Source organism: Halorussus aquaticus, assembly GCF_024218795.1.
GTDB classification, from domain to species: domain Archaea; phylum Halobacteriota; class Halobacteria; order Halobacteriales; family Haladaptataceae; genus Halorussus; species Halorussus aquaticus.
Genome location: NZ_CP100400.1, coordinates 811002 through 833478 on the forward strand (window position 1 = coordinate 811002; position 22477 = coordinate 833478).

The 22477-nt window shown below is 68.0% G+C and carries 24 protein-coding genes and 1 tRNA gene; 8 read left to right on the top strand and 17 right to left on the bottom strand.

Annotated elements, in window-relative coordinates:
- Positions 1–182 precede the first annotated feature (182 nt).
- Together NGM06_RS04270 and NGM06_RS04275 are read left to right on the top strand one after the other, a co-directional pair.
- Positions 183–668 (top strand): GNAT family N-acetyltransferase, encoded by a 486-nt coding sequence (locus tag NGM06_RS04270; RefSeq protein ID WP_254269088.1) that lies wholly within the window; start codon positions 183–185, stop codon positions 666–668.
- Between the two features lie 204 nt (positions 669–872).
- Positions 873–1436: a sugar O-acetyltransferase gene (locus NGM06_RS04275; protein WP_254269089.1), complete on the top strand. Its 564-nt coding sequence runs from the start codon at positions 873–875 to the stop codon at positions 1434–1436.
- Positions 1437–1463: 27 nt separating this feature from the next.
- Here the strand turns inward: NGM06_RS04275 and NGM06_RS04280 are convergent, their stop codons facing one another.
- Complete coding sequence (locus NGM06_RS04280) at positions 1464–1886, bottom strand: transcriptional regulator (protein ID WP_254269090.1); 423 nt, start codon at positions 1884–1886, stop codon at positions 1464–1466.
- Between the two features lie 173 nt (positions 1887–2059).
- On the opposite strand from NGM06_RS04280, the gene NGM06_RS04285 reads away from it, so the two are divergent.
- Positions 2060–2233 carry an AN1-type zinc finger domain-containing protein gene (locus NGM06_RS04285; RefSeq protein ID WP_254269091.1) on the top strand — a complete coding sequence of 58 codons (174 nt, stop codon included), beginning with the start codon at positions 2060–2062 and terminating at the stop codon, positions 2231–2233.
- Between the two features lie 98 nt (positions 2234–2331).
- On the opposite strand, the gene surE is transcribed toward NGM06_RS04285, so the two are convergent.
- From surE to NGM06_RS04310, 5 genes are all read right to left on the bottom strand, one after another.
- The gene (surE, locus tag NGM06_RS04290; RefSeq protein ID WP_254269092.1) at positions 2332–3147 is read right to left on the bottom strand and encodes a 5'/3'-nucleotidase SurE; all 816 of its coding nucleotides are present in this window, start codon (positions 3145–3147) and stop codon (positions 2332–2334) included.
- 74 nt (positions 3148–3221) lie between these two features.
- Positions 3222–4583, bottom strand: coding sequence for a serpin family protein (locus NGM06_RS04295; RefSeq protein WP_254269093.1), 1362 nt, complete (start codon positions 4581–4583; stop codon positions 3222–3224).
- A gap of 151 nt (positions 4584–4734) precedes the next feature.
- Positions 4735–6096, bottom strand: a complete 1362-nt coding sequence (locus NGM06_RS04300; RefSeq protein ID WP_254269094.1) for an LLM class flavin-dependent oxidoreductase — start codon at positions 6094–6096, stop codon at positions 4735–4737.
- A gap of 102 nt (positions 6097–6198) precedes the next feature.
- Complete coding sequence (locus tag NGM06_RS04305; protein WP_254269095.1) at positions 6199–7125, bottom strand: DMT family transporter; 927 nt, start codon at positions 7123–7125, stop codon at positions 6199–6201.
- Between the two features lie 7 nt (positions 7126–7132).
- Positions 7133–8416 (bottom strand): carboxylate--amine ligase, encoded by a 1284-nt coding sequence (locus tag NGM06_RS04310; protein ID WP_254269096.1) that lies wholly within the window; start codon positions 8414–8416, stop codon positions 7133–7135.
- A 157-nt stretch (positions 8417–8573) separates the two neighbouring features.
- On the opposite strand from NGM06_RS04310, the gene NGM06_RS04315 reads away from it, so the two are divergent.
- On the top strand, positions 8574–9353 hold the full coding sequence (locus tag NGM06_RS04315) for a CPBP family intramembrane glutamic endopeptidase (RefSeq protein ID WP_254269097.1): 780 nt from the start codon (positions 8574–8576) through the stop codon (positions 9351–9353).
- Positions 9354–9384: 31 nt separating this feature from the next.
- Here NGM06_RS04315 and NGM06_RS04320 read toward each other — a convergent pair whose 3' ends face one another.
- Together NGM06_RS04320 and NGM06_RS04325 are read right to left on the bottom strand one after the other, a co-directional pair.
- Positions 9385–10800, bottom strand: a complete 1416-nt coding sequence (locus NGM06_RS04320; protein ID WP_254269098.1) for a small ribosomal subunit Rsm22 family protein — start codon at positions 10798–10800, stop codon at positions 9385–9387.
- On the bottom strand, positions 10797–11570 hold the full coding sequence (locus NGM06_RS04325) for a prephenate dehydrogenase/arogenate dehydrogenase family protein (protein WP_254269099.1): 774 nt from the start codon (positions 11568–11570) through the stop codon (positions 10797–10799). Before NGM06_RS04325 ends, NGM06_RS04320 begins: the two co-directional genes overlap by 4 nt.
- Positions 11571–11788: 218 nt before the next feature.
- On the opposite strand from NGM06_RS04325, the gene NGM06_RS04330 reads away from it, so the two are divergent.
- Positions 11789–12283: a DUF3592 domain-containing protein gene (locus NGM06_RS04330; RefSeq protein WP_254269100.1), complete on the top strand. Its 495-nt coding sequence runs from the start codon at positions 11789–11791 to the stop codon at positions 12281–12283.
- A 144-nt stretch (positions 12284–12427) separates the two neighbouring features.
- On the opposite strand, the gene NGM06_RS04335 is transcribed toward NGM06_RS04330, so the two are convergent.
- From NGM06_RS04335 to NGM06_RS04355, 5 genes are all read right to left on the bottom strand, one after another.
- Positions 12428–13219, bottom strand: coding sequence for an aldo/keto reductase (locus NGM06_RS04335; RefSeq protein WP_254270070.1), 792 nt, complete (start codon positions 13217–13219; stop codon positions 12428–12430).
- A gap of 650 nt (positions 13220–13869) precedes the next feature.
- A complete protein-coding gene (locus NGM06_RS04340; RefSeq protein ID WP_254269101.1) occupies positions 13870–15039 on the bottom strand; it encodes a trans-sulfuration enzyme family protein in 1170 nt (389 codons plus the stop codon).
- A 75-nt stretch (positions 15040–15114) separates the two neighbouring features.
- Positions 15115–16521 (bottom strand): 3-phosphoshikimate 1-carboxyvinyltransferase, encoded by a 1407-nt coding sequence (gene aroA, locus NGM06_RS04345; protein WP_254269102.1) that lies wholly within the window; start codon positions 16519–16521, stop codon positions 15115–15117.
- Positions 16522–16593: 72 nt separating this feature from the next.
- Positions 16594–17043: a universal stress protein gene (locus NGM06_RS04350; RefSeq protein WP_254269103.1), complete on the bottom strand. Its 450-nt coding sequence runs from the start codon at positions 17041–17043 to the stop codon at positions 16594–16596.
- An 83-nt stretch (positions 17044–17126) separates the two neighbouring features.
- Positions 17127–17426, bottom strand: a complete 300-nt coding sequence (locus tag NGM06_RS04355) for a DUF8066 domain-containing protein (protein WP_254269104.1) — start codon at positions 17424–17426, stop codon at positions 17127–17129.
- An 82-nt stretch (positions 17427–17508) separates the two neighbouring features.
- On the opposite strand from NGM06_RS04355, the gene NGM06_RS04360 reads away from it, so the two are divergent.
- Together NGM06_RS04360 and NGM06_RS04365 are read left to right on the top strand one after the other, a co-directional pair.
- Positions 17509–18138 carry a hypothetical protein gene (locus NGM06_RS04360; protein ID WP_254269105.1) on the top strand — a complete coding sequence of 210 codons (630 nt, stop codon included), beginning with the start codon at positions 17509–17511 and terminating at the stop codon, positions 18136–18138.
- A 92-nt stretch (positions 18139–18230) separates the two neighbouring features.
- Positions 18231–19406, top strand: coding sequence for a M24 family metallopeptidase (locus tag NGM06_RS04365; protein WP_254269106.1), 1176 nt, complete (start codon positions 18231–18233; stop codon positions 19404–19406).
- Positions 19407–19641: 235 nt separating this feature from the next.
- Here the strand turns inward: NGM06_RS04365 and NGM06_RS04370 are convergent.
- Positions 19642–19724 (bottom strand) — tRNA-Ser (locus NGM06_RS04370).
- Positions 19725–19767: 43 nt separating this feature from the next.
- Complete coding sequence (locus NGM06_RS04375; protein WP_254269107.1) at positions 19768–20523, bottom strand: TIGR04282 family arsenosugar biosynthesis glycosyltransferase; 756 nt, start codon at positions 20521–20523, stop codon at positions 19768–19770.
- Positions 20524–20643: 120 nt separating this feature from the next.
- Between NGM06_RS04375 and NGM06_RS04380 the strand changes: the two genes are divergently transcribed.
- Complete coding sequence (locus NGM06_RS04380) at positions 20644–20847, top strand: hypothetical protein (protein ID WP_254269108.1); 204 nt, start codon at positions 20644–20646, stop codon at positions 20845–20847.
- Positions 20848–20859: 12 nt separating this feature from the next.
- Here NGM06_RS04380 and NGM06_RS04385 read toward each other — a convergent pair whose 3' ends face one another.
- Together NGM06_RS04385 and NGM06_RS04390 are read right to left on the bottom strand one after the other, a co-directional pair.
- A complete protein-coding gene (locus NGM06_RS04385) occupies positions 20860–21492 on the bottom strand; it encodes a uracil-DNA glycosylase (RefSeq protein ID WP_254269109.1) in 633 nt (210 codons plus the stop codon).
- 82 nt (positions 21493–21574) lie between these two features.
- The gene (locus NGM06_RS04390; RefSeq protein WP_254269110.1) at positions 21575–22468 is read right to left on the bottom strand and encodes a DUF7504 family protein; all 894 of its coding nucleotides are present in this window, start codon (positions 22466–22468) and stop codon (positions 21575–21577) included.
- Between the last annotated feature and the right edge of the window lie 9 nt (positions 22469–22477).

Consider the following 22477-nt stretch of genomic DNA (forward strand, 5'->3'; position numbering starts at 1 on the left):
ACATAACCAGCCGTGACAGAGCACCCGGAACGGACGACGCGTGACTCCGTTTATCACGAGCGTGTCGCCTGCTGTTCGTACTGAACCTTCCTCGCCCCGTCTGTTAGCCTTGGCTCGCCAGCCAGACGAGCGATTCTGGGCCGAGTAGCAGAGTATATCTTCGCACGTACTCACGAGTCGGTATGGCGTCTGAGCATCCGCTTCGCCCTGCGAAGCCGTCTGACACGGAGGCCATCTTAGTCGTTCACGTCGCCGCTATCATCGCTCACGGACCGTCTGCCTATACGGACGAACAGGTCGCAGCGTGGGCAGCGAAGCCAGAGGGAACTGATAGATATACGAACGCTATCGAAGACTCTTCGACCGAACTCGTCGTCGCGGAGACCGATGGCCGTGTCGTCGGATTCGGTAAACTCGACGTCGAACGCGGCGAAGTCGAGGCTGTTTTCGTAGACCCGGAACGTAACGGAGAGGGCATCGGGTCGGCTATCCTGAACCACTTCGAGCAGCGACTTCGGGACGAGGGGTTCGAAGTCGTTCGGTTACGGGCCGTTCTCAACGCCGTCGGCTTCTACGAACGGCAGGGGTACGAGCGGGTGGCGCGCGTGACGAACACGACGACCAACGACGTCGATGTGGATTCGGTGTGGCTCGAGAAATCGCTCTGATATGGGCGCTTTCCATCGTTCGGCCCTCGCTATTGATTGACAGTACGGACGCTGAAATCGGGGAACTGGACCGAATCTGAACGTCAGTGCGAACCTGAACTCCGGAGAGAGGAGAGAATCGGTAGCGAGCGACGATAGACGACGGTCGCTCGGCCCGGAGACTCCCTCCACATTTTTGTTGGCAGACCGAGAATCCGGTGACCGATGACTTCTGAAAAGGAGAAGATGCTGGCCGGAGACCGCTACGACGCCGACGACCCGGAACTCGTCGCCGAGCGAGAGCGCGCACGCGAACTCACGCGACGCTACAACCGGACGACTGCGGACGACCTCGGAGAGCGACGGGAACTGTTGGAAGAACTGCTCGGTTCGCTCGGCGAGGAGTGCGAGATAGAGCCGCCGTTTCGCTGTGACTACGGCTACAACGTCCATGTCGGCGAGAACTTCTACGCGAACTTCGACTGCGTCGTCTTGGACGTGTGCCGGGTGGACATCGGGAAGAACTGCCAAATCGGGCCGGGCGTACACATCTACACAGCGACCCATCCGCTCGACGCGGCGGAGCGAATCGAGGGTCCGGAGTACGGCAAGCCGGTCACCATCGGCGATAACGTCTGGATCGGCGGCCGAGCGGTTCTCAATCCCGGCGTGACGGTCGGCGACGACGCCGTCGTCGCGTCCGGTGCGGTCGTGACCGAGGACGTTCCCGACGGAGTCGTCGTCCAAGGAAATCCCGCGACGGTGGTGAAAGAACTGGATACGAACTGAACGTGTCGTCACCGGACCCGCGCCGCGCTACCGCTGTTCGGGTTGCACGGAGCGCCGGGGAGTCGCGGCCGAGTCGGGCGCGGAGTCGTGGTAGAACGAGAGGAGTTCTTCGAGGAGTACCGCGTCCCGGTCGTGGGGGTCGTAGTGGTGGTCGATGAAGTCCTCGGCGTCTTGGACGTTCCCGCGGAGCGCGTGCTTCCGGATGAACAGGACGGATTCGAGAAACGAGATACCGTCGCCCTCCGAGGGACCCGTCGAGTCGCGGATGAGTTGGGCTTCGAGTTCCTCGAAGTCCAACGTCTCGGGTTCGAATTCGGGGTCGAGTTGCGCGAGGACGTACTCCGAGCAGAAGCGGTGGAACTCGGATTTGCTCTCCACGACGCCGTCCTCGACGAGTGCTTCGATTTCCTCGACAACGGGTTCGGGAAATCGAACGGTACTCTTGACCATGTGACTCTGTTCACAGTACCGTCAAATAAACCTTGCTAACAGCTGTCTCGTTCGCTCGAATCCGGTACGAAACCGTCGCAAGACTCGCTAACGCGACTGTCGAGTTCCGTACCGCCCTCAGGACGGAACGGACCGACCCATACTTCCTTGGTAATAGATAGTGTAAGTTCTGTATGGCCACTTGTGAGGAGTGCGGCGAGAAACTGGTCGGGGAGCGGGGGTGTTCGTACTGTCAGGGTACCTTCTGCCAGCACCACCAACTCCCGGAGAAACACGACTGTCCCGGCGTCAAGAATCTGGACCAGACCGGCCACCGGTTCGATAGCGGGTTCGACGGGTTGCCGTAGGGCTACCGGCGACCGTCTGGGCGGTCTGTAGTCGTCTCGGCAGGCGACTCTCCGAGTCGCGGGTGACGCGACCGGCCGTCGGAAGTCCTCACTCGCGCTCAGAACTGCTCGGCGAGGTCGTCCAGCGCGTCGTGGTGCTCGGTCGTGTGGGGCGCGGTCAGCGGCGAGACGCTGATTTTCCCCTCGTAGACCGCCCGGCGGTCGGTGCCCTCCGGGTCGGGCAGGTTGTCGTCCTCCATCTGTCCCCACGTGTTGTCGTGGAGTGTGACCACGCCGTTCTCCTCGGTGGCGTCCATGTCGTAGACGTGCGAGGGCCGAGTGACGACCATCGGGGTTCGCTGGTCGGTGTCCACCACGCCGCCCCCACTGTCTTCCACCGCGCTCCCCTCCGAGGGGAGCGGCGCGTTGACGTTGAGGTACTCGGCGTCCTCGAAGACGCCCGCGTCGGGGGCGCGTTCGACGAGGTAGCGGACGGCCTCGGCGACCTCTGCGTACTCTTCGAGTTCGGTGTCGCGGGGCCACTCGCTCTGGGGGACGTGGAGCGACGCCGCGATGGCCGGGACCCCGAAGAAGGCGGCCTCGACCGCGGCGCTGACGGTGCCCGAGCGACCGAGGACGTACGCGCCGATGTTCGCGCCCTCGTTGCATCCCGAGACCACGATGTCGGGGTAGGGACCGAGTTCCGCGAGTCCGGCGACCACGCAGTCGGAGGGCGTCCCCTCCACGGCGTAGCCGAGTTCGTGTTCGTGGACGGGGACCTCGTAGGTCATCGCCCGGCCGACCGCGCTCTGGTCGTCGGCGGGCGCGACGGTGGTGACGTTGCCGACCGCCGAGAGGGCGTCGTAGAGGGCGCGGATACCGGGGCTGTCTATCCCGTCGTCGTTCGTCAACAGGATTTCGCGGTCGTCGCTCATGTTCCAACGTTACGGTGGGCGGTCAAAAGTCCTACCGCTCCGTGCGGCCCCGTCGGTCCGCGCCGCTCCCGTCGTCAGTCGGCCGTCGGGTCCGCGACCCGGCCGAGGAACAGCGGTGCGTTCGTGGGCCGGTGGCGAATCGCGAACAGGAACGGCCGGTCGGCCGCGAACGTCGCCGGGTCCGGGGCCGCCGCCGTAAACTCGGCCTCGACGCCGGTAGCCGCGGCCGCCTCGGTCCCCTGCTCGTCCACGCCGACGTAGGCCTCGTGGACGACCGACCCCAGTTTCAGGTTCGCGTCGGCGTCGCCATCGGCCATCCCGTCGAGGTTCGCGCTCCGAGTGAACGCGGTCGTCATCCCCATCGCCTCCAGTCGCTCGCTCAGTTCGAGGCTCGACCGGAACTCGAATTTGGGGAGTCGGACCTCCACCTCCCGGGTCTCTGTCGCGTCGAGCAGTTCCCCGAGGCGGGCGGCGTCGAGGCCTCGCTCGAACTCGCGGAACTCGTCGCGGGGCGGCAGGAGGAGGGTCATGTCCGCGTCTTCGCCCGCGTAGGGGAGTTCCAGAACCTTCACCCCGTCCACGTCGGCGAACGGGAACCGCTCGCTCTGGTGCATCGTCGGCGCTTCCACGTTCGTCCCGTCGAGCGTCGTGAACTCCCTCGGTTCGGTGTCCTCCTCGTCGAACGTCTCGGCCCAGTTCGCCCGGAAGTAGACCGCGTTGGCGAGGACGAGTCGAGTCCTGTGGTCGATGGTCCCCTCCGGAAACAGTTCGGGTATCTTCTCGCGGGTCCGGTCGGCGACCCACCCGTTGATGGCCTGCCGGGCTTCGTCCGGGGTCTCCGCGAAGTCCGCCCGACCGAGACCCGCGCCGTAGTGGCGCTCCAGCGTCCCGAGGAACGCCTCCCGGAAGGGGAACTCCTCCTGCCCCCAGAGCGCGTTCGCGCCGACGAATCGGAAGGCAGCGCCGTCTTCGTTTCCGGTCTCACCAGTCTCGTCTGTCGTTTCGCCAGTCGTCGTCTGCGGTGCCGACTCGTCGCCATCGCCGAGCGGGAGGGCCGCGCGCAGGGCGGCGACCGACCGGTGGAGGTCCTCGCCCGTCGGGGAGAACCGCATCGTCTCGGCCACGTTCGTCCGGGTCTCGCCGCGCGTCCCGGCGTAGGTCATGGCGAGCGCGACGCCGAGGCTGTAGGGCGAGACGAACCGGTTCTGGTTCGGCGCGTCGTCGGCGAGACGGTCGAGCAGCGCGAGACCGAAGTCGGCGTTTCCGGCGACGTAGCTCTCGGTCGGTGCGTCCACGTCTTCGGGAACGCTCGTCTCGGGGACGCTCGCGGGGTCCGGGCCGGTTCCCGCCGACGGGGCGGAGTCCGCCGAGACGCACCCGGCGAGACCGGCGGCCCCAGCGGCGGCGAGGGAAGCGAGGAGGTGGCGGCGGTCCATGTGCGGGGAGAGGATCGACGCGCTTGAGTATCTTGTCGAGAGTGAAACCGGCGTTTCACCTACCGCTCGGAACCGGACGGACACCATCACGGAGATGATTGCCAACTGGAGCGCCCTGCACGCCTGCCAATCTGGCCTTTCGTACAGTTCGTCAGTTCCGCGCGGGGTGGTCGTCCGCGAGTCGGGTCCGGCCTTCCTCCTCGAAGAGGTTCTCCCGGAGGGTTTCGCCCTCGTAGCCCTCGCGGACGAGTCCGCGCTCGCGGAGTTCCGGCACCACCATGTCCACGAAGTCCCGGAGAGTCCCCTGCCGGACGATTTCCTTGATATTGAACCCGTCCACGCCCACGTCCTCGTACCAGTGCTGGAGTTCGTCGGCGACCTGCTCGGGACTGCCCACGACGACGGGCGAGGTGGACCCGAGTCCCGCGAACTCCGCGACCTCCTCGACGGTCCAGTCGCGGTCGGGGTCGTTCTTGGTGAACGCGTTGATGGCCCCCTGAATCGCGTCGGTCTCGATGTGTTCGACCTTCTGATCGGGGTCGAGTTCCGAGAAGTCGAGGTCGATGAACCCCGAGAGCAGCGCGAGGGTGGCCTCGGTGTCCACGTTCTCGGCGTACGTCTCGTACTTCTGCCGAGCTATCTCCTCGGTCTCCCCCACGACGGGCGCGATACCCGGGAAGAACAGGAGGTCGTCGGGGTCCCGGCCCTTCGCCGCGGCCCGGTCGCGCATGTCCTCGACGTAGTCCCGGACGCCTTCTTCGGTGAGTTGACTGACGAACACCGCCTCGGCGTTGTCGGCGGCGAACTCCCGGCCGCGGTCCGACGACCCCGCCTGATACAGCACGGGCGTCCGCTGGGTCGAGGGTTCCGCGCCATGGGGACCGGGCACGTCGAAGAACTCGCCTTCGAAGTCGATGGCCCGCACCTTCTCGGGGTCGGTGTACACTCCGCTCTCGCGGTCGCGAACCACGGCGTCGTCGTCCCAACTGTCCTCCCAGAGCGCGTAGCAGACGTCCATGAACTCGTCGGCACGGTCGTACCGGTCGTCGTGGTCCATCCGCTCGCCGAGTCCGAGGTTCCGGGCCGCGCTCTCCAGATAGGACGTGACGATGTTGAACGCCACCCGGCCGTCGGTGAGGTGGTCGAGCGTCGAGAGTTCGCGCGCCAACTGGTAGGGGTGGTTGTACGAGGTGGACTTGGTGACCGCGAAGCCGAGGTTGTCGGTGACCGACGCCATCGCGGGGACGAGGTACGCGGGGTCGTTCGACGGCGTCTGTATCGCGTTCTCGATGGCGGTCTCCCGGTCGCCGCCGTACACGTCGTAGATGCCCCGCACGTCGGCGAAGAACACGCCGTCGAACCCGCCGCGCTCGGCGGTCCGGGCGACCTCCTGCCAGTAGTCGGCGTCGGTGTAGCGGTCCGACTGGTCGCCCGGCGTCCGCCAGTTGCCGGTCGTGACGTGTTCGACCGAGTTCATCGTGAAGAGGTTGAGGTGGATGTAGTCGCTACTCATTGGTCGGACCGTGGGTTCCGGCGGGTGAAAAGGCGGGGATACCGGCGAGACGTGCGGCCGACCTCGGACGACGACGGCGGGCGGTCGCTTCGTCGCTGGCGGTCAGTCGTCGGCCCGCGCGACGAACCGCCGGGTGTCGCCCGCGAGGTCGGCGATGGCGCGTCGCTTGAGGACGACGAACCCGGCGAACACGAGGAGGAATCCGAGGACGGTGAGCGCGGTTATCGACTCTCCGAGGACCGCGACGCCGACGATAGTCGCGACGACCGGCACGAGGTAGGCGACCAGCGACGTTTCCAGCGCGCCCCTGACTTCGAGGAGCGTGAAGTAGATGACGAAGGCTATCGCGGTGGCGAAGACGCCGAGGTACGCGACCGCTCCGGCGGCCGCCGCGGTCCGCGGGAGCGCGAGCGGTTCGCCGAGACCCGCGCTGACGGCGTGCAGGACGAGCGCCCCGACGAACATCGACCATCCCGTGAGCGCGGTCCGTTCGAGCGTCGGCCGGGCGCGCTGTATCAGGACGCCCCCGAGCGCGACGCCCGCGACCTGAAGCAGGATGAGGAGTCTCCCGACGACGTCGTCGCCGAGCAGGTTCGCGGGGTCCGGCCGGACGATGAGTCCGACGCCGACGAGTCCCAGCACGATGCCCACCGCACCGCGGGCCGAGACGCGTTCCTCCGGCAGCAACGCGAGCGCCCATAGCGAGGTTGCGATGGGAACGAGGCTCTGCATGATGGCCGCCACCCCGCTGGGGACGGTCTGCTGACCGACGAAGAGGAACGCGTTCGCGGCCACCAGAAACAGTCCGCCGGCGAGGACGGCGCTCGCGCTGGCGCGGTCGGTCGGCCACGGCGCAGTGTCGCGGACGAACGCGTAGCCCAGCAGGAGGACGGCGGCCACGTCGTACCGGAAGGCGGCGAACAGCACGGGTTCCAGCGATTCGAGACCGACCGAAATCGCCATGAACGAGAACCCCCACAGCACGGCGAGCGCGGCGAACAGTCCGACGGTAGCGGTGCGGTCGTTCACGTCGGTCTCAGCAGGAGCAGTAGTACTCTTGGGTGCCGAACTCCGTGCTGAGAAGCTGGTACGCCGGGGCCGGGTCGGAGGGCCGGTACACCCCGGTCGTCAGGTCGCCGCTCGCCTCGAAGTCGCCCGACATGAGCGAGAGCCACTCCTCGCGGCCCAGCACGTCCGCGAAGCCGTCGGTGCCGAGCGCCTTGAGGTAGTCGGCGAGGTAGACCCAGCGCGCGTCCCGAACTTCGTCGGCGTCGTACTCCTCGCCGACCGTCTCGGCGTAGGCCGCCAGCGGGAGGTTCGCGCCCGCCTGCACCGGCAGGGAGATCCACTTCCACGGCCGGGTGTTCACGTCGATGAGGACGTACTCCTCGCGGTCGCCGTCGTAGAGGAACTCGGCCTCGCTGATGCCGTAGTAGCCCGTCTCCTCCAGCACGGCGAGCGCGTTCTCCTCGACCTGCGGGGCGTCCGCTCGCTGGACGAGACAGGAGGTGCCGTAGCCCAGCGGGTACCGGACCCGAGCGTTGCCGACGAAGGTGACGGCCTCGCCCTCGCGGGGGACGTAGGAGGCCAGCGAGCAGTCCTCGCCCTGCACGGCCGGGACCTTCTCTTGGGCCATCACGCGGATGCCCTCCGCGGCGGCGTTGGCCACCACGTCCTCCAGTTCCGCCTCGTCGGCGACTTCGACGACGTTCGTGCCGACGGCCTCGGAGAACTTGCGCTTGAGCGCGGGCTTGACGACGAGCGGGAAGCCCAGTCGCTCGGCGGCCTCGGCGGCGGGGACGCTCTCGCGGTCGTTCCCGGCCGGACCGGTCTCGCCGCCGGTCTCGGCGGGGTCGGTCTCGGCGATGCGGTAGGTCTCGGGGTAGGGAACGTCGAGTCGCTCGGCCACGTCGTACAGCGACTCCTTGTCCAGCACGCGGTCGATGGTCGCGCGCTCGGCGAACGGCAGTCGGACGCCCTCGGGTTCGGTCCGGGAGAAGGCGTGGACCCACTCGTCCATGCACCCGAACGCGACCGGTTCGTGGTCGAGTTCGGCCGCCAGCGCCTCCACGTCCTCGCGGAAGCCCTCCTCGTCGTCGAGGGGGTACGTGACCCGTCCCGCGAAGTCCACGGCGTCGGAGTAGGGCGCGACCCCCTTCTCGTTGCGGTCGATGGCGACGACGGGCACGTCGCGGGCCTTCAGCGCGCGGGCGACACTCAGGCCGGTGACGTGGGCGTTGCAGACGATAGCTGGCGGGCGGTCGAAGTCGGCGTCCGCGAGCGCGTCGCGGAGGCCCTCGAACGAGCGAAAGGTAGCCATACTCGTGATTCTCTCCGCGGGCGTTAAAAGCCGTCCGAGTCGGCAAAGTCGTCCGGGGTCTGGGACGGGTACGCCGGTTCGGCGTCGTCGATGTGCGAAGGGACGACCGACTCCGACGGCCCACATTTATGTCGGTATGGCGAGACGTGGCGGTCAGATGATACCCGATACGCCCGGTTCAGGCGTCGCTGGACTCCTCTCGGCTCCTCGCGACCGACTCGAACGAACGGCGGCCGCGTTTTCGGCACTCGAATCCCGGTGGCTGCTCGCGGCGATAGCGCCGGTGGTCCTGACGGCGGCGGTAATCACCGCGGGGTACGTGGCGTCCGGCGGCGAGGACCCCGGGTTTCCGCCGCAGTTCGCCACCTTCGTCTACGGTGTGAGCAACGTCGTCGTACTCGGCGTCCTCTACGCTCGGTTCCCGGAGAGGGTGTGGCGTGCGAGCGCGCTCTTTCGGAGACCCTCGAAGCGCGAACTCGCCGCTGGCGTCCTCGCCACGGCGGCGGGGGTCGCGGTCGGGTGGCCGCTCACGACGCTCCTCGCGGACGCCGCCGGAATCGCCCGATACACCGTGCCGTCGGTCGTCGCGCCGTTCGGGTTCTCGCCGGTCGGCATCCTCGCGCTGTTCTTCGGGTCGGTCGTCGTCGCGCCGGTGGCAGAGGAGATTCTGTTCCGCGGACTGTTCCTCGGCGTCGTCCTCGACCGGGGATACGGCCCGTACGCGGCCGCGGCGAGTTCGCTCGCCGTGTTCGCCGCGCTCCACGCGTTCACCGCCGGGGCCGCTGGCGTCGTGAACGCGCTCCTTCTCGGAGCGCTGCTCACGTGGCTCAGGTTCCGATTCGACAACCTCGCGGGTGCGTGGCTCCTGCACGCGCTCAACAACCTGCTGGAGTTCCTCGTGGCGATATCGGTGTTCCCGTCGCTGTACGCGCTCTAAGTCACGGTCCTAATTCGAGGCGGAACCGCTCTCACACCGGAATTCGGTCCACGACGGTCTCCTCGTCCACGACCAGATTGTACGCGTCCTCGTCGTCGTTCCACAGCACCAACACCTGCTCGAAGGCGAGCAGGTCGCCGTAGTCCGCGGACGCGAGGTCGGCGTTCAGCGAGGTCTCGCGGGTCAACACCGCGAAGTGGTCCTCCGACTCGCTCCCGTCGCTGACCTTGAACAGGGGGTTCCGGTCGCCCTCCGCCAGCGAGTGGCTGAGTTTCACCGCCACGAGGTCGATGCGCTCGGTGACGTGGCGCTCCATCTGGGCCATCTTCGCCACGTCGTCGGTGGAGGCCGTGAACTCCGCCTTCCGCCGACCGTCCGGTCGCAGAATCGAGTAGGAGAACTGCACGTCGGCGTTGACGAACTCGCCGGACGCGCCCCCGGCCTCGTCGAGTTTGCGCTGGAACGCGGGCACGTCGAGGTCGGGTTGCACGTCGAACGACCACCCGCGGTCGGTCGGGCGCTCGTCGGACCAGAGGCGCAGCGTCGGCGAGAAGACGGCGGCCGCACGGGCGTCGCCGGCCACGGCGCGCTCGACCCGCCGGAGGCCGATGCTGGTCTCGCGGTCGGCGGGTTCGATCGCGAGGACCGCGCCGTCGTCGGCGAGGAAGTCGAGGTATCGCCGGACGACCGCCTCGGGGTCGTCGAGTTCGTTCAGGACGTTGGCGAACAGTATCAGGTCGTACTCCCGGCCGTCCTCGAGTTCGAACTCTTCGGCGGTCTCGCGGCGGAGTTGCGGGTGGACGTTCCGCCCCGTCTCGGCGACGAGTCGGTCGAACACGTCCGCGGCGGCGTCGCTCGGTTCGACCGCGTCGTACTCTACCAGTGCATCTTCCGGCAGGTAGTCGGCGATGCCGAGCGCCGGGCCGCCGACCCCCGCGCCCACGTCGAGAATCCGGAGGTGGCGACCCACCAGTCCCGCTTCGGCGAGTTCGTGGAGGACGTACTGGACCACCGCGTAGTTGTCCGGCAAGTGGTAGATGGCGTAACCGAGCGCGGCCGTCTCGTCGTACTCCACCGGGTTGTTCCGGAAGTAGTCCTCCTTGAGTCGCCGAATCGCCTCGCGGAGTCGGTCGCCCGACTCGCCGGTCTGCCAGTCGGGACCGAATCGCTCGACGAGCAGGTTCTCCAGCGCTCGCCCGTACTCCGGCGGGAACGCCTCGACGCCCCGGAACGTCGGGGCGACCGACCCCTCTTCGACCGGGACGAAGGTGGCGTCGTCGCGCTCCACGAGACCGAGCGAGGCGGCCTCCTCCCGGAGGGTCTGGCGGACGACGCCGGGATGCGGTTGACTGTCGATGTACTCGGCGATTTCGTCGGGGTCTATCGGTCGAACGTTCCGCAGGTACTTCGCGTTCTCCCGGACCTTCTGGCGTAACTCGTCGTTCATGATTCGTCCTCGGTCGCCGGGTTCGCGGCCGTCTCGCTCGCCTCCCGGTACAGGCGGGCGAACTCCTCGGCGTCGGCGTCGGCGAGGCGGGCGGCGGCGTCCGCGACGCGGTCTGCCCCGCCGAACGTCGCCTGAATCTCGGCGTACACCGACGGTTCGTTGCCGGTGACTTGGTCGGCGACGGCCGAGAGGTCCTCGAAAATCGGCGTCGTGAGTCCCCTTGGAACGTCGTCGGCCGCGAGCGCGAACGCGAGGACCGCGGCGTGCGCGCCCGCCTGCACCGTCTCCATCGCCTCGTCGTGGTCCGCGGGCGTGGTCTCGACCAGTCGGTTGCCCGCCGCTTCGAGCGCGTCGAACAGTCGGTCGGTGACCGGCCCGGACTCGTCGGTGACTACCGCGACGTTCCCCGGCGCGTTGGCGGCAGCGAACAGGGGGTGGAGGCTCGCGCGTTCGCGGTCGGGAGCGGCCGCGGCCATCGCGGCCACGGGGTCGGCCATCTGGCCCGTCACGTCCACGAGCGCGCGCTCGGCGTTCGGCGCGTGGGTCTCGATGGCCTCGCTCGCGGCGGAGATGGGCACCGCGACGCAGACCGCGTCGAACCGCTCGTCGGTCGAGTTCGGGACGGCGCGGCCGCCGACGGACTTCGCGGCCGCTTCGGCGACGTCGGGGTCGACGTCGGCGAACGCCACGTCGGCGTCACCGAGTTCGCTCGCCGCTACATCGCCGAACCATCGACCCATCTCGCCCGCACCCACGACGAGTAGCTTCATCGAGAGGGAATAGCCGGTCGGGTCTCAAAAGGAGTTCGCTCCGGTCGGCGTCCCGACTCCCCGCCTCCTCGGGGTCCGGCGAGTTACTCGGACGCCGGTACCCACCGATTGGTACCGGTTCGACTCCACCAGCGTTCGCGGAGCACTCCGAAGCACCGGTGACGGGGTCGGCGGAAATATTCGCCATCGTTACTTAGGTGGAGCATAAATACGCTACCGTGTCCCCAGATACCAACATAACTCTCGGAGGAAAGGAACTCGACCCGGTTCGCGGCGGACTGCTGATGATAGTGGTCGGGATAGCCGTCGCTGGCTTCGGCGTCTACGATTACACGCAGCAATCTGACGCGATATCCAACGCGGTCACCGTGAACGCGACGATAACCGAGACGTCCGTCGAATCGGTTCCCCAGCGCCGCGGCGGTCCCGATTATCGGCCGGAGGTCACGTTCGACTATCGCTACGAAGGGAACTCCTACACGTCGAGCAATCTGTATCCGACCTCGTTCTCCTCGAACTACGATACGGAGTCGGCGGCCCAATCGGCGATAGAGGGGTACGAAGCGGGTGACACGGTCACCGCGTACGTGAATCCCGACTCCCCGGGTAGCGCGTTCCTCAAGCAGAAGAAGTCGAACGGCCCGCTGAAAATCGCGGCGATAGGCGGCCTGTTGGTGCTCATCGGCGGCGTGTCCGTCCTCCGCGGTTCCTGACGAACGCGGCCCGACGGGTATCTACCCCGGCCGACAGCGCGTCCGACCGGCAGTGTGCTCGACCGGGTTCGTGGGAAGGTGAACGCGCCGGTGTCGGCAATCCTCGTTTCCCGTCTCGGAGCGAACTCCATCGGTCCGTTCGAGCTACTGGTTCCACGGCGCTTGGTCCGGGTCCACGAGACGCCGCCGCTCCTCGATGGCGTCTATCTTCTCGACGTCCTCGTCGTCCAGTTCCACGCCGAGACTGAGCCAGTTCTCCCGGAGGTGGTCCTCGCTGGTGGCCTTCGGGATGGCGGTCACGTCTTTCTCGCGGAGCCACGCGAGGCTGACCTGCTGGGGCGTCGCGTCGTGTTTGTCGGCGACCGCGCGGAGTGCGTCCACGTCCGCCACGTCGCCGCGGGCGATGGGCGAGTAGGCCACCAGTTCCACGTCCACGTCGTCCTGCGCGCAGAACTGGCGGAGTTCGGTCTGGGGAAGCAGCGGGTGCATCTCGACCTGATTGGCGAAGATGGGTTCCTCGGACACCTCGATTGCCTCCTCCAGCAGTTCGACCGTGAAGTTGCTCACGCCGATTTCCTCGACGAGACCCTCCTGCCGGAGTTCCACGAACGCTTCGAGGGTGTCGGTGGCCTCGTACTCCCCGGTCGGCCAGTGGACGTACAGCAGGTCCACGTACTCCACGCCGAGTCGGTCGAGGCTCTCGTCGGCGTTCGTCAGGACGTGGTCGTAGTCGAGGTTCTGCGGGCCGATCTTCGTCGCCAGAAAGAGGTCCTCGCGTCCGATTCCGTACTCGTCCACGGCGTCGCCCACCGCGTCCTCGTTGTCGTAGCCCTCCGCGGTGTCGATGTGGCGGTACCCCATCCGGAGCGCCGTCCGGACGCTCTCGACGCACTCGTCGTAGTCCATCTGGTAGGTGCCGAGACCGAACGTCGGCATCCCGTGGGTGGTCGGCGGCGAGAGGGCGGCGACTTCCTCGTCGATTTCGGGCGTCTCGCTCTCGGCTTGTCCTTCGGCCTCGCTCTCACGCTCCTCCTCGCGCACCTGCTCTCCCGCGACGCTCCCCATGGAACTGGGCTGGTCGGTAGCGCCCCCGGCGTCGGCGCTCTCGGTCCCTCCGGGGGCCGACTGGTCCGTCTGACCGGGCATCGCTCGCTCGCGGATTTGGGCCGCCGCCTCGGTCAACGTCCCCGCTTCCTCGTCGGTCTCCGCGTCGGCCTGTCCGTCCTCGTCCCGCTTGCCGAGCAGGAACCCCACGGCGAAGGCGACTGCGAAGGGAAGTCCCTTCCGCAGGCGTCCGCCGCGTCGACTCTGCGCGCGCGCTCGGTCCCGTCGGTCGTCGCTCTCGGTCTGCTGTCTGAGCATGGAATCCGAGTTCGACGGACGCACACTTGCCGGTTGTGGCAGTCGAAGGGCGCGATTCGACTCGCGGGACGCCGTCGAGGAGTTCGCGGGGGAGGCCTGCATCCCGCCGAAGGCAAAGGAACTGCTCACCCATTACGACGAGCGCGTGGAACACTACGAAGTCCGAGACGGCGAAGAGGTCCGAGGAGCGACCGCGGCCACGCGACCGTCCGCGGAACCGCGACTCACACCTCGTCCAAGGCCGCGGCCAAGTCCGGAATCAGGTCGTCGGGACTCTCCAGTCCGACCGAGAGGCGCACAAGCGAATCGGGAATGCCCGCGGTCTCGCGCTCGGCCGGTGAGAGCGACGCCGCCGACATGCTCGCGGTGTGTTCGACCAGCGACTCCACGCCGCCGAGACTCATCGCGAGTTCGAACACGTCGAGTTCCTCGACGAACGCGCGGGTCTCGGCACCGTCGCCGTCGATTTCGAACGTGACGACCCCGCCGTAGTTGTCCATCTGTCGGGCGGCGAGGTCGTGGTCGGGATGGCTCCGGAGTCCGGGGTAGTTGACGGCGGCGACAGACTCGTGGTCGGCGAGGAACGCCGCGACTTCCGTCGCGTTTCGCTGGTGGGACTCCATCCGCGCGGGGAGCGTCTTCAGACCCCGGAGGACGAGGTAGCTATCGAACGGCGAGAGCGGTGCTCCCATCACGTCCCTGAGCACGAACCCGAACTGCTCGGACAGGTCGGCGTCCGCGACCGCTATCGCACCGCCGACCGAGTCGGTGTGGCCGTTCACGAACTTCGTGGTGCTGAGGACCGACACGTCGGCACCGAGGTCCAGTGGGCGCTGGGCGTACGGCGTGGCGAACGTGTTGTCCACGACGAGGGTCGCGCCGTGTTCATCGCTCAGTTCCCCGAGCGCCTCGATGTCACAGAGCTTCAGCAGCGGGTTCGTCGGCGACTCCACCCAGACGAGTTCCGCGGACGGCCCGAGCGCGTCGGCGACGTTCTCGGGGTCGGTCGCATCGACGTAGCTCACTTCGACGCCGAACCCGGTCAGGAACTCGTCGAACAGTTGCTTCGTGCCGCCGAACAGCGAGTCGGCGGCGACGACGCGGTCGCCCGGCCCCAGTAGCGACAGACACACCGTCGAGACCGTCGCCATCCCCGACGACGCGGCGAACACGCGGGCCGCGTTCGACAGGTCCGCGAGTCGGTCTTCGAGGCGGTCCCGTGTCGGGTTGCCGTGTCGGGTGTAGGTGTACCCCTCCTCGGGATACCCCGCGGCGTCCAGTCCGAACGTCGCCGAGAGGTGAACCGGCGTAACCACGTCCTTCGTGTCGGCCCGCGGTCTCTCCTCCCCTGCGCCGACGGCGATACTCTCGAAGTCGTATTGGTCGTCAGTCATTCGTACACTCGCTAAACGTCTTCGTTCACTGTCATAGATGTCGGTCGTTCGACCGCCGGGCGGCGCGCTTCCGAACTACCGATTCACGGTCGCGCCGAGTTCGTACAGCATCTCGAAGAAGTCGGGGAACGACACGTCCACGTGTTCGCCCCCGGCTATCGTCGTGGGACCGTCGGCCGCGAGCGCGGCCACCGACAGCGCCATCACGATGCGGTGGTCGCCGCGGCCGTCCACCTCGCCGCCCGTCAGGTCGCTCTCGTCGCCGACCACGGTCAGCGTGTCCTCGGTCTCCTCGGTCTCCGCGCCGAGTTTCGCCAGTTCCTCGGCCATCGCGGACACCCGGTCGGTCTCCTTGTACCGGACGTGTTCGCAGTTGACGATGCGGGTCTCACCGTCCGCGACCGCGCCGAGCGCCGCGATGGTCGGCAGGAGGTCGGGGGTGTCGCCCACGTCCACTTCGACGCCCGAGAGCGACGAGCGCTCGACGGTTATCACGCCGTCGTCGCGGTTCCAGTCCACGTCCGCGCCCATCCGCCCGAGGACGCCGACTATCTTCGAGTCGCCCTGCGCGCTCGGGTACGCGCCGCCCACGCGGACCGCAGCGTCCTCGTCGGCGGCGACCGCTCCGGCCCCGAGCAGGTAGGAAATCGAGGAGAAGTCGCCGGGGACGTGGTACTCGCCGTCCTCGGGTTCGTAGAACTGTCCGCCCTCGACGTAGTAGGTACCGCCGCCCGACCCCGCTTCGGCCTCCGCGTTCTCTCCGCTCTTCCCGTTCTCCCCGTCTCCCTCGCCGCTGAGGTTCTCCTTCCCGGCTTCGACGCCGAACTCGTCCAGCAGTTCGAGGGTAATATCGACGTAGGGCGCGGATTTGAGTTCGGTTTCGAGTTCGATTTCGATTCCCTCGTCGGTGACCGCTCCGGCCATCAGCAGGGCCGAGACGAACTGCGAGGAGACGTCGCCGGGCATCGACACCGACCCGCCGGAGACCGGACCGCCGACGACCAAGGGGGCCTGCCCGTTGTCGCGGGTACTCTCGGCCCGACCGTCCAGTTCCTCGACGGCCTCCAGCAACGGACCGTGGGGCCGCGAGCGCAGCGACCCGTCGCCAGTCAGGACCGTGAGACCGTCGGCCAGCGCCGCGGCCGCCGTGACGAGTCGCATGGTCGTCCCGCTGTTCCCGCAGTCGAGCACGTCGCCGGGAACCTCGGGTCGTCCGTCGAACCCGTCCACGTCGAGGTGGTCGGATTCGCGGGTCACGTCCTCGTCGGACTGCGTCCGACTGCTCGTTGAGCGAAGCTCAACGGTGCCGCCCAAGGCGTCCACCGCTCGCATCGTCGCCTTCGTGTCGGCGCTCACGAGGGGGTCGTACACGAGCGCGCCGCCGGAGTAGCCCGCGGCCAGAATCGCCCGGTGGGTGTAACTCTTCGAGGAGGGCGCGCGTGCTCTCCCCGAGAGCGTCGACGGTTCGATTTCTACGTCCATGTCCGGCCCGACGAGTCGGGGGCGTATCAGAATACCGGAGGTGGCAGATTCCCGGATCCGCGAGGGTCCGCGCTACCGGACCACCGTCACGGGCACCGTCGCCCGCCCGACGATGTCCTTGGCGGTGCTGCCGACCAGTCCCTCGTACTCCTCGGAGAGGCCGCGGTGGCCGACGAAGATGGCGTCGAACTCCTCGTCGTCGGCGTACTCGGTGATGGCGTCGACCGGTTCGCCGTAGAGCATCCCCGTCTCGACCTCGACGCCGGTCTCGTCGCCGATTTCGGCGGCCTCGTCGAGCGTCCGCTGGGCCTCCGCCTCGGCGTCCTCGATGTCCTCGGAGACGAGTTCGTCGGCGGTCTCCTGATAGCTCATCGGCGGGTCGTCGCCGCCGGTGAAGAACTGCTCGGGGACGACCACGCTGACGGCGATTACCGTCGCGCCGGTCGCGGCCGCCTGCTCGACCGCGTACCGGAGCGCACCCATGCTCGGTTCGGAGCCATCGACCGCGACGAGGTACTTCATGGTGAATCGTTCGACACGAGCGATGATTTGGATTGTGGCCCGCCGGGCGAGTCGGGTCAGAGCGGACCGCCTCACGACTCGCGCTATCGTTCGTAGCGTTCGCGACTCCGGTCCTCCGGGGCGGTCCGACGCTCCCCGGACTGGGTCCGGCGCTCCATCGCGTCGGCGATGCGCTCGACCGCGCCGACGAAGCGGGCCGCGAGGTGGAAGAACCGCCAGAGCAGGTAGGCCCCGAACAGCCAGACCACGAAGGTCACGCCGAGGAGCGGGCGCGTCGCAATCAGGAGGCTGTACAGGACGACGAGGAGCGCGACGACCCCCAGCGCGATTCGGATGGCCGTCGAGGGTTCGTGCGCTCGCTCTGAAGGTTGGCCTGACGACATATCTGCGGCGTCGAACGCCCGGACCGAATAGCTTGGGATGCGCCGGAGAAAGTATTTACAGCGTCGCCGAGAGTCGCCGGACGTGCCACCGTCGAGACGCCGAACTGACGGGCCGCCCAACTCCGGCGCGCGTCGCTCGCCGAGACGTCGCGTCCTCTGCCTCGGCGGGGTCGCCCTCGCGGGGTCGCTCGCGGGGTGCGCGTCCGGACTGCTCCGCGAGGAGTCCGACGAGACGCCCGTCGAATCGACCGAGACCACTGCGGCATCGCGCGAGACGAACGCGGAACCGCGCGAGACGACCGACTCCGCCGCGACGGGGACCGACGACGAACCCACGACCCACCCGGTCGGCGTCGATACGTCGCTCCCGGAGGGGTCGGTCGAGTTCCCCGACGGGCCGAAGTCCCGGCCGGAGCGCCCGGCGGTCCCGACCGCCGAGTCCGTCGGGACCTACGTCGAGACGTTCGAGCGCCGGTACGTCTACAACGAACTCTACCGCGACGAATCGACCTCGGTCAGTCTGGAGTGCGGCGTGGATTCGGTCGCGGCGTACGGCGACGGCTTCCGAGTGGTCGCGTGGTGTTCGGCGTCGGCCGACACCCACGGGGACGGGACCACACTCCACGCCGACTACTTCACGCAGTACGCCACCTACTTCGTCGGCCCGAACTCGACGGTTCGACGCGACGGGCGGTCCGGGACGCGGGAGTGAGGTGGGGACGCGAGTTCGGGTCACCGAGTCGTCTCTCCGCGTCTCGTTCCGGAACCCGTATCGTTTTGCCGTTCGCGCGGCTTTCGGTTGGTATGAACCCCGACCTGTCACCGCTCTCCGACGTGCTGGCCGACGCTGGCGTGGACGGCTACCTGCTCGACGCGGACTCGGGCGACTCCGACCAGTTGTACCTCTCGGGCTTCGACGCGCCCGACGCGTTCGTCACGCTCTACACCCCGGCGGAGACCGCCCTCCTCGTCTCGGGACTGGAGTACGGCCGCGCGAAGTCCGAGAGTCGCGCGGACGAGGTGGCCCGCCTCGCCGACTACGACTTTCCCGAACTGGTGAGCGAACACGGCCGGAGCGAGGCGAAACGCCGCGCGGTCGCCGCGTTCCTCGCCGACTTCGGGGTCGAGTCGGTCGCCGCGCCCGAGCGCTTCCCGCTGGGGACCGCCGACGGACTCCGCGAGCAGGGCGTCTCGGTCGAGGTGCTGGACGAGGACGTGGTAACTCAGATTCGCGCGACGAAGACCGACGAGGAGGTCGAACACGTCCACGAAGCCCAGCGCGCCAACGAGGCCGCGATGCGGGCCGCCGAGAAGATGCTGGCCGCGGCCAGCGTCGAGGACGGCACGCTCTACTACGACGGCGAAGTCCTGACGAGCGAGCGCGTCAAGGAGGAGATAGAGGTCACGCTCCTGCGCCACGGGTGCGCGCTGGACGAGACCATCGTCGCGTGCGGCGCGGACGCCGCCGGGCCGCACAACCGCGGGAGCGGTCCGCTCGAAGCGGGCGAGACCGTCGTCATCGACATCTTCCCCCGGAACAAGGCGACCAAGTACCACGGCGACATGACCCGGACCTTCGTCGTGGGCGAACCGAGCGACGAGGTCCGGCGGCGCTACGACGACACCCGCGAGGCGTTCGAGGCCGCGCTCGATGCGCTGGAACCCGGCGTCACGGGCAAGGCGGTCCACGACGCGGTCTGCGACGTGTACGAGGAGAAGGGGTACGACACCCTCCGGAGCGACTCCGCGGCCGAGACGGGGTTCATCCACAGCACGGGCCACGGCATCGGTCTCGACGTTCACGAACTCCCGCGCGTCAGTCCCGACGGCGGCGAACTGCGGCCGGGCCACGTCGTCACCATCGAACCCGGCCTCTACGACCCCGAGGTCGGCGGCATCCGCATCGAGGACCTCGTCGTCGTCACCGAGGACGGCTACGAGAACCTGACGGACTATCCGATTCAGTTGCAGGTCGAGTAGGCGCGTCCTTTTCGGTGCATCGACGCTTGCGTCGAGGTGAGCGCAGACACCGCTCGCGGATAGGTCGTCGGAAAAGCGGTGGGATTGGGATTTGAACTACGCCGAGACGGTCCGGGCGTGCGGCGCTTCGCGCCGGTCCGGGCGTGCGACTCGTCTCGTTCAAATCCGATTCGAATCAGGCGCTCACGGGTGGCGAACACACGAGGCGTTCGCCGGGTCGTGAGCGCCAGAAGTACGGTGGGATTGGGATTTGAACCCAAGAGGCATGACGCCACCTGCTTTCAAGGCAGGCGCAATAGGCCGCTCTGCCATCCCACCGCGCGGTGAGACGTTTTCCCTCGGTCGTCTAAGAACTGTCGGTCTACTCCCGGACCAACTCCGGGCCGTCCTCGCCGTCGGCGACGCGGAGGCCCCACTCGCGGAGCAGCGTCGTGGTGTGCTCGGGGACCGCACGACCGGCGGATATCCGGGCGTTCAGGACCGCGACGAGCGAGGCGAGGTCCGCGCCGGTCTCGACGGTGGTGTTGGCGGGCAGGAACCCGACCTCGTGGCCCGCGTCGGCGGCGCGAGTCGCCAGCGTCTCGACTTCGGGCGTGGCGTAGGCGTCCTCGAAGTCGATGGTCTCGGTGAACCCAGCGAAGTGGACCCGGCCGCTCTCGCTCGGGCCGAGGACGACCTCGTTGCGCCGGAGTTTCATCGCGGCGCTGTCTATCTCCTTGCGCGTGAGCATCGGCGCGGTGCCGGGCGCGACCGCGGCCGACTGCACCTCCTCCTCTTCGAGCAGGTGGGAGACCGTGTTGCCCGCGCGTGCGGAGACGGTGGACCCGACCTGCACCTCGAAGCGGGCCTCGCCGGGGTCCGCGAGGGCGTCGGTCACGAGCGCGCGGACCTCTGCCTCGGCCTGCTGGTCGCCGTCGTGACCCTCGGGAATCGACTCCTCGTCGCGGTAGTTGACCAGCAGTTCGCCACCGCTCCGTTCGACGGCGCGGACGGTGTCCTTCAGCGTCGCGGCGTAGAGGTCGGCCGCCTCCGCCGGGGAGAGCGGCGACGACTCGGCGAGTCTGGGCAGCACTAACCCCGGACGCGGCGGGTCCGCGAAGACGGCGATGACGGTCATACCCCTACCTTCCGGTCGGGCGGCCTTGAAAGTCGCCATTTGTCCGTCCGACCGCCGCGCGGCCCGCGCGCCGACCACAGAGAGACCTGTTTTTTGTCACTGGCGGCCGACCGTCCCCGCATGGACTGGTGGAAACCGCTCGCCGCGCTCTCGGTCGCACTGGTCGCGTTCCTCGCGGTCGGCGGACTGGTCGGTCTCGTCGGCGCAGTGCTCGAAAACCTCGCCGCGCTCGCGGCCGTCGGTCTCGTACTCGCGGCGGTCCTCGCGTGGAGCAGGTGGGGAAGCGGACCGAACCGCTGGCTGTCGAACCCCTACTGGGAGTAACGACCCGCGGACTCAGCGACCGCGCCGCCCCTTCGTCTGGCGGTAGTCGCGGTCCATCAGCGACGAGAAGTGGTCGAGGAACGCCTCTCGCTCGGCGTCGGTCTGGTCGAGCGGGTCGGCCATCGGCACGATTTCGAAGCCTCTGCCCCGGATAGTCGTGGCGTGGTCCTCGGCCGCGTCGAACTCCTCGGCGGGCGCGGTGGTGTATTCGGTCGCGATTTCCGAGAGGGCGCGCTGACCGACCGGTACGAGTATCTCCGGGTTTATCATCCGAATCTCGGCGTTGAGGTAGGGTTCGCACGTCCGAATCTCCTCGTCGGTCGGCGCGCGCTCGGGGGTGTGACACCGCGCGAGGTAGGTCACGAAGGCGTTGTCGAGTTCCGGTTCGTCGTCGCTCGGCAGGGAGTTGTTGAGTCCGAGCAGACCAAGTACGTGCTGGAGGGCCTCGCCGCGCTCGTCGCCCGTGAAGGGGACGCCGGTCCGGTCGGCCCCCTCCTCGGGCACCTCGCCGACGAACAGGAAGTCCGCACCCACGTCGCCGTACCCGTGGACGACCTGCTCGCGAGTCGCGCAGAGTTCCGGGCAGTTCTCGCAGTCGGCGTCCATCCCGAAGGGGTTCGAGCGAGTCTGCTGGTTCGCGTCCATCGTCGGAATCGTGGGGACGCCGCGGTAAAAACCGGTCGGAGCGCCCCGTGCGTTCGGCCGAGTGCGCCCGTCCGTTCGGCCCCTACTCGGTCTGGGGTGTCTCGTCGCCACCGACGGCCTTCCGGAGATAGGGTTCGACGCGCTCGAAGTACTCGCCCGGCCCGACTCGCTCGCGCTCGCGGTCGTACGCCACCATCCCGAAGTCGGCCAGTTTCGGCAGGTGGACGTGTTTCAGCGACGCCGTCACCTGCTGACGGTCGAGAGAGGTGCGTGCGGCCACGCCGTCGGCTATTTCGGCGAGGGCGGTCGATTCCTGCCCGGTCAGTTCGGCGAGGACGTAGCGTCGTCGCGGGTCCGAGACGGCGTCGAAGCAGTCGCTTACCGACGGTTCCGACACCGCCTCCGTCGCGCTCTCGACGCACTCGACGACCGTATCGAACAGCGACGCGACCTCCCGGACGGTCGCCCGGTCGTGGGCCGCGGGCGTCAGGCAGAAGTAACCGACGGTGTCGCGGGCGTCCAGCGCCCTGAGCAGGCGTCGGAGGAACTCGACCGCGGTCCCGGCGTCCCAGTGGTCGAGGAACTCGGTCACCGAGTCGAAGTACGCGACGGTCCGGCCGTCGGCGGGCCACGCGTCGAGGTAGCCGGTCACGGCGCTGCGTATCGCTTGGGCGTCTCCGGGGTCGGGGACGCCCCGGACGACGTTTCGGTCGGTGGGAGTCGTGGCGGTCGCCGACCGCATCTGTTCGCCGACGCTGACGACGCCGACGTTCCGCGGTCGTCGGCCGATTCGCTCGCGCCACGTTTCGAGTAGTTCCTCCGGCCCCTCGTAGGTGACCGCCAGCGCGTCGGTGGGTTCGTTCACCGTGAGCGCGTCGAACAGGAGGTCGAGCGACGACGCGTCACACTGCCGACGCATGACGAGCGTGTGGGGGTCCGCATCGATGCAAGTCCGCACTAACTTCGTATCTTGCACACCACTCAC

What these genes read in the sequence shown, in the direction of transcription:
- NGM06_RS04270 (WP_254269088.1), top strand. Translation starts at nt 183, where the DNA reads ATGGCGTCTGAGCATCCGCTTCGCCCTGCGAAGCCGTCTGACACGGAG.
- NGM06_RS04385 (WP_254269109.1), bottom strand. Translation starts at nt 21,492, where the DNA reads ATGGACGCGAACCAGCAGACTCGCTCGAACCCCTTCGGGATGGACGCC.
- NGM06_RS04310 (WP_254269096.1), bottom strand. Translation starts at nt 8,416, where the DNA reads ATGGCTACCTTTCGCTCGTTCGAGGGCCTCCGCGACGCGCTCGCGGAC.
- NGM06_RS04285 (WP_254269091.1), top strand. Translation starts at nt 2,060, where the DNA reads ATGGCCACTTGTGAGGAGTGCGGCGAGAAACTGGTCGGGGAGCGGGGG.
- NGM06_RS04350 (WP_254269103.1), bottom strand. Translation starts at nt 17,043, where the DNA reads ATGAAGTACCTCGTCGCGGTCGATGGCTCCGAACCGAGCATGGGTGCG.
- NGM06_RS04375 (WP_254269107.1), bottom strand. Translation starts at nt 20,523, where the DNA reads ATGACCGTCATCGCCGTCTTCGCGGACCCGCCGCGTCCGGGGTTAGTG.
- NGM06_RS04315 (WP_254269097.1), top strand. Translation starts at nt 8,574, where the DNA reads ATGATACCCGATACGCCCGGTTCAGGCGTCGCTGGACTCCTCTCGGCT.
- NGM06_RS04295 (WP_254269093.1), bottom strand. Translation starts at nt 4,583, where the DNA reads ATGGACCGCCGCCACCTCCTCGCTTCCCTCGCCGCCGCTGGGGCCGCC.
- NGM06_RS04380 (WP_254269108.1), top strand. Translation starts at nt 20,644, where the DNA reads ATGGACTGGTGGAAACCGCTCGCCGCGCTCTCGGTCGCACTGGTCGCG.
- NGM06_RS04325 (WP_254269099.1), bottom strand. Translation starts at nt 11,570, where the DNA reads ATGAAGCTACTCGTCGTGGGTGCGGGCGAGATGGGTCGATGGTTCGGC.
- NGM06_RS04365 (WP_254269106.1), top strand. Translation starts at nt 18,231, where the DNA reads ATGAACCCCGACCTGTCACCGCTCTCCGACGTGCTGGCCGACGCTGGC.
- NGM06_RS04335 (WP_254270070.1), bottom strand. Translation starts at nt 13,219, where the DNA reads ATGCCGACGTTCGGTCTCGGCACCTACCAGATGGACTACGACGAGTGC.
- NGM06_RS04320 (WP_254269098.1), bottom strand. Translation starts at nt 10,800, where the DNA reads ATGAACGACGAGTTACGCCAGAAGGTCCGGGAGAACGCGAAGTACCTG.
- NGM06_RS04280 (WP_254269090.1), bottom strand. Translation starts at nt 1,886, where the DNA reads ATGGTCAAGAGTACCGTTCGATTTCCCGAACCCGTTGTCGAGGAAATC.
- NGM06_RS04340 (WP_254269101.1), bottom strand. Translation starts at nt 15,039, where the DNA reads ATGACTGACGACCAATACGACTTCGAGAGTATCGCCGTCGGCGCAGGG.
- aroA (WP_254269102.1), bottom strand. Translation starts at nt 16,521, where the DNA reads ATGGACGTAGAAATCGAACCGTCGACGCTCTCGGGGAGAGCACGCGCG.
- NGM06_RS04355 (WP_254269104.1), bottom strand. Translation starts at nt 17,426, where the DNA reads ATGTCGTCAGGCCAACCTTCAGAGCGAGCGCACGAACCCTCGACGGCC.
- NGM06_RS04275 (WP_254269089.1), top strand. Translation starts at nt 873, where the DNA reads ATGACTTCTGAAAAGGAGAAGATGCTGGCCGGAGACCGCTACGACGCC.
- surE (WP_254269092.1), bottom strand. Translation starts at nt 3,147, where the DNA reads ATGAGCGACGACCGCGAAATCCTGTTGACGAACGACGACGGGATAGAC.
- NGM06_RS04300 (WP_254269094.1), bottom strand. Translation starts at nt 6,096, where the DNA reads ATGAGTAGCGACTACATCCACCTCAACCTCTTCACGATGAACTCGGTC.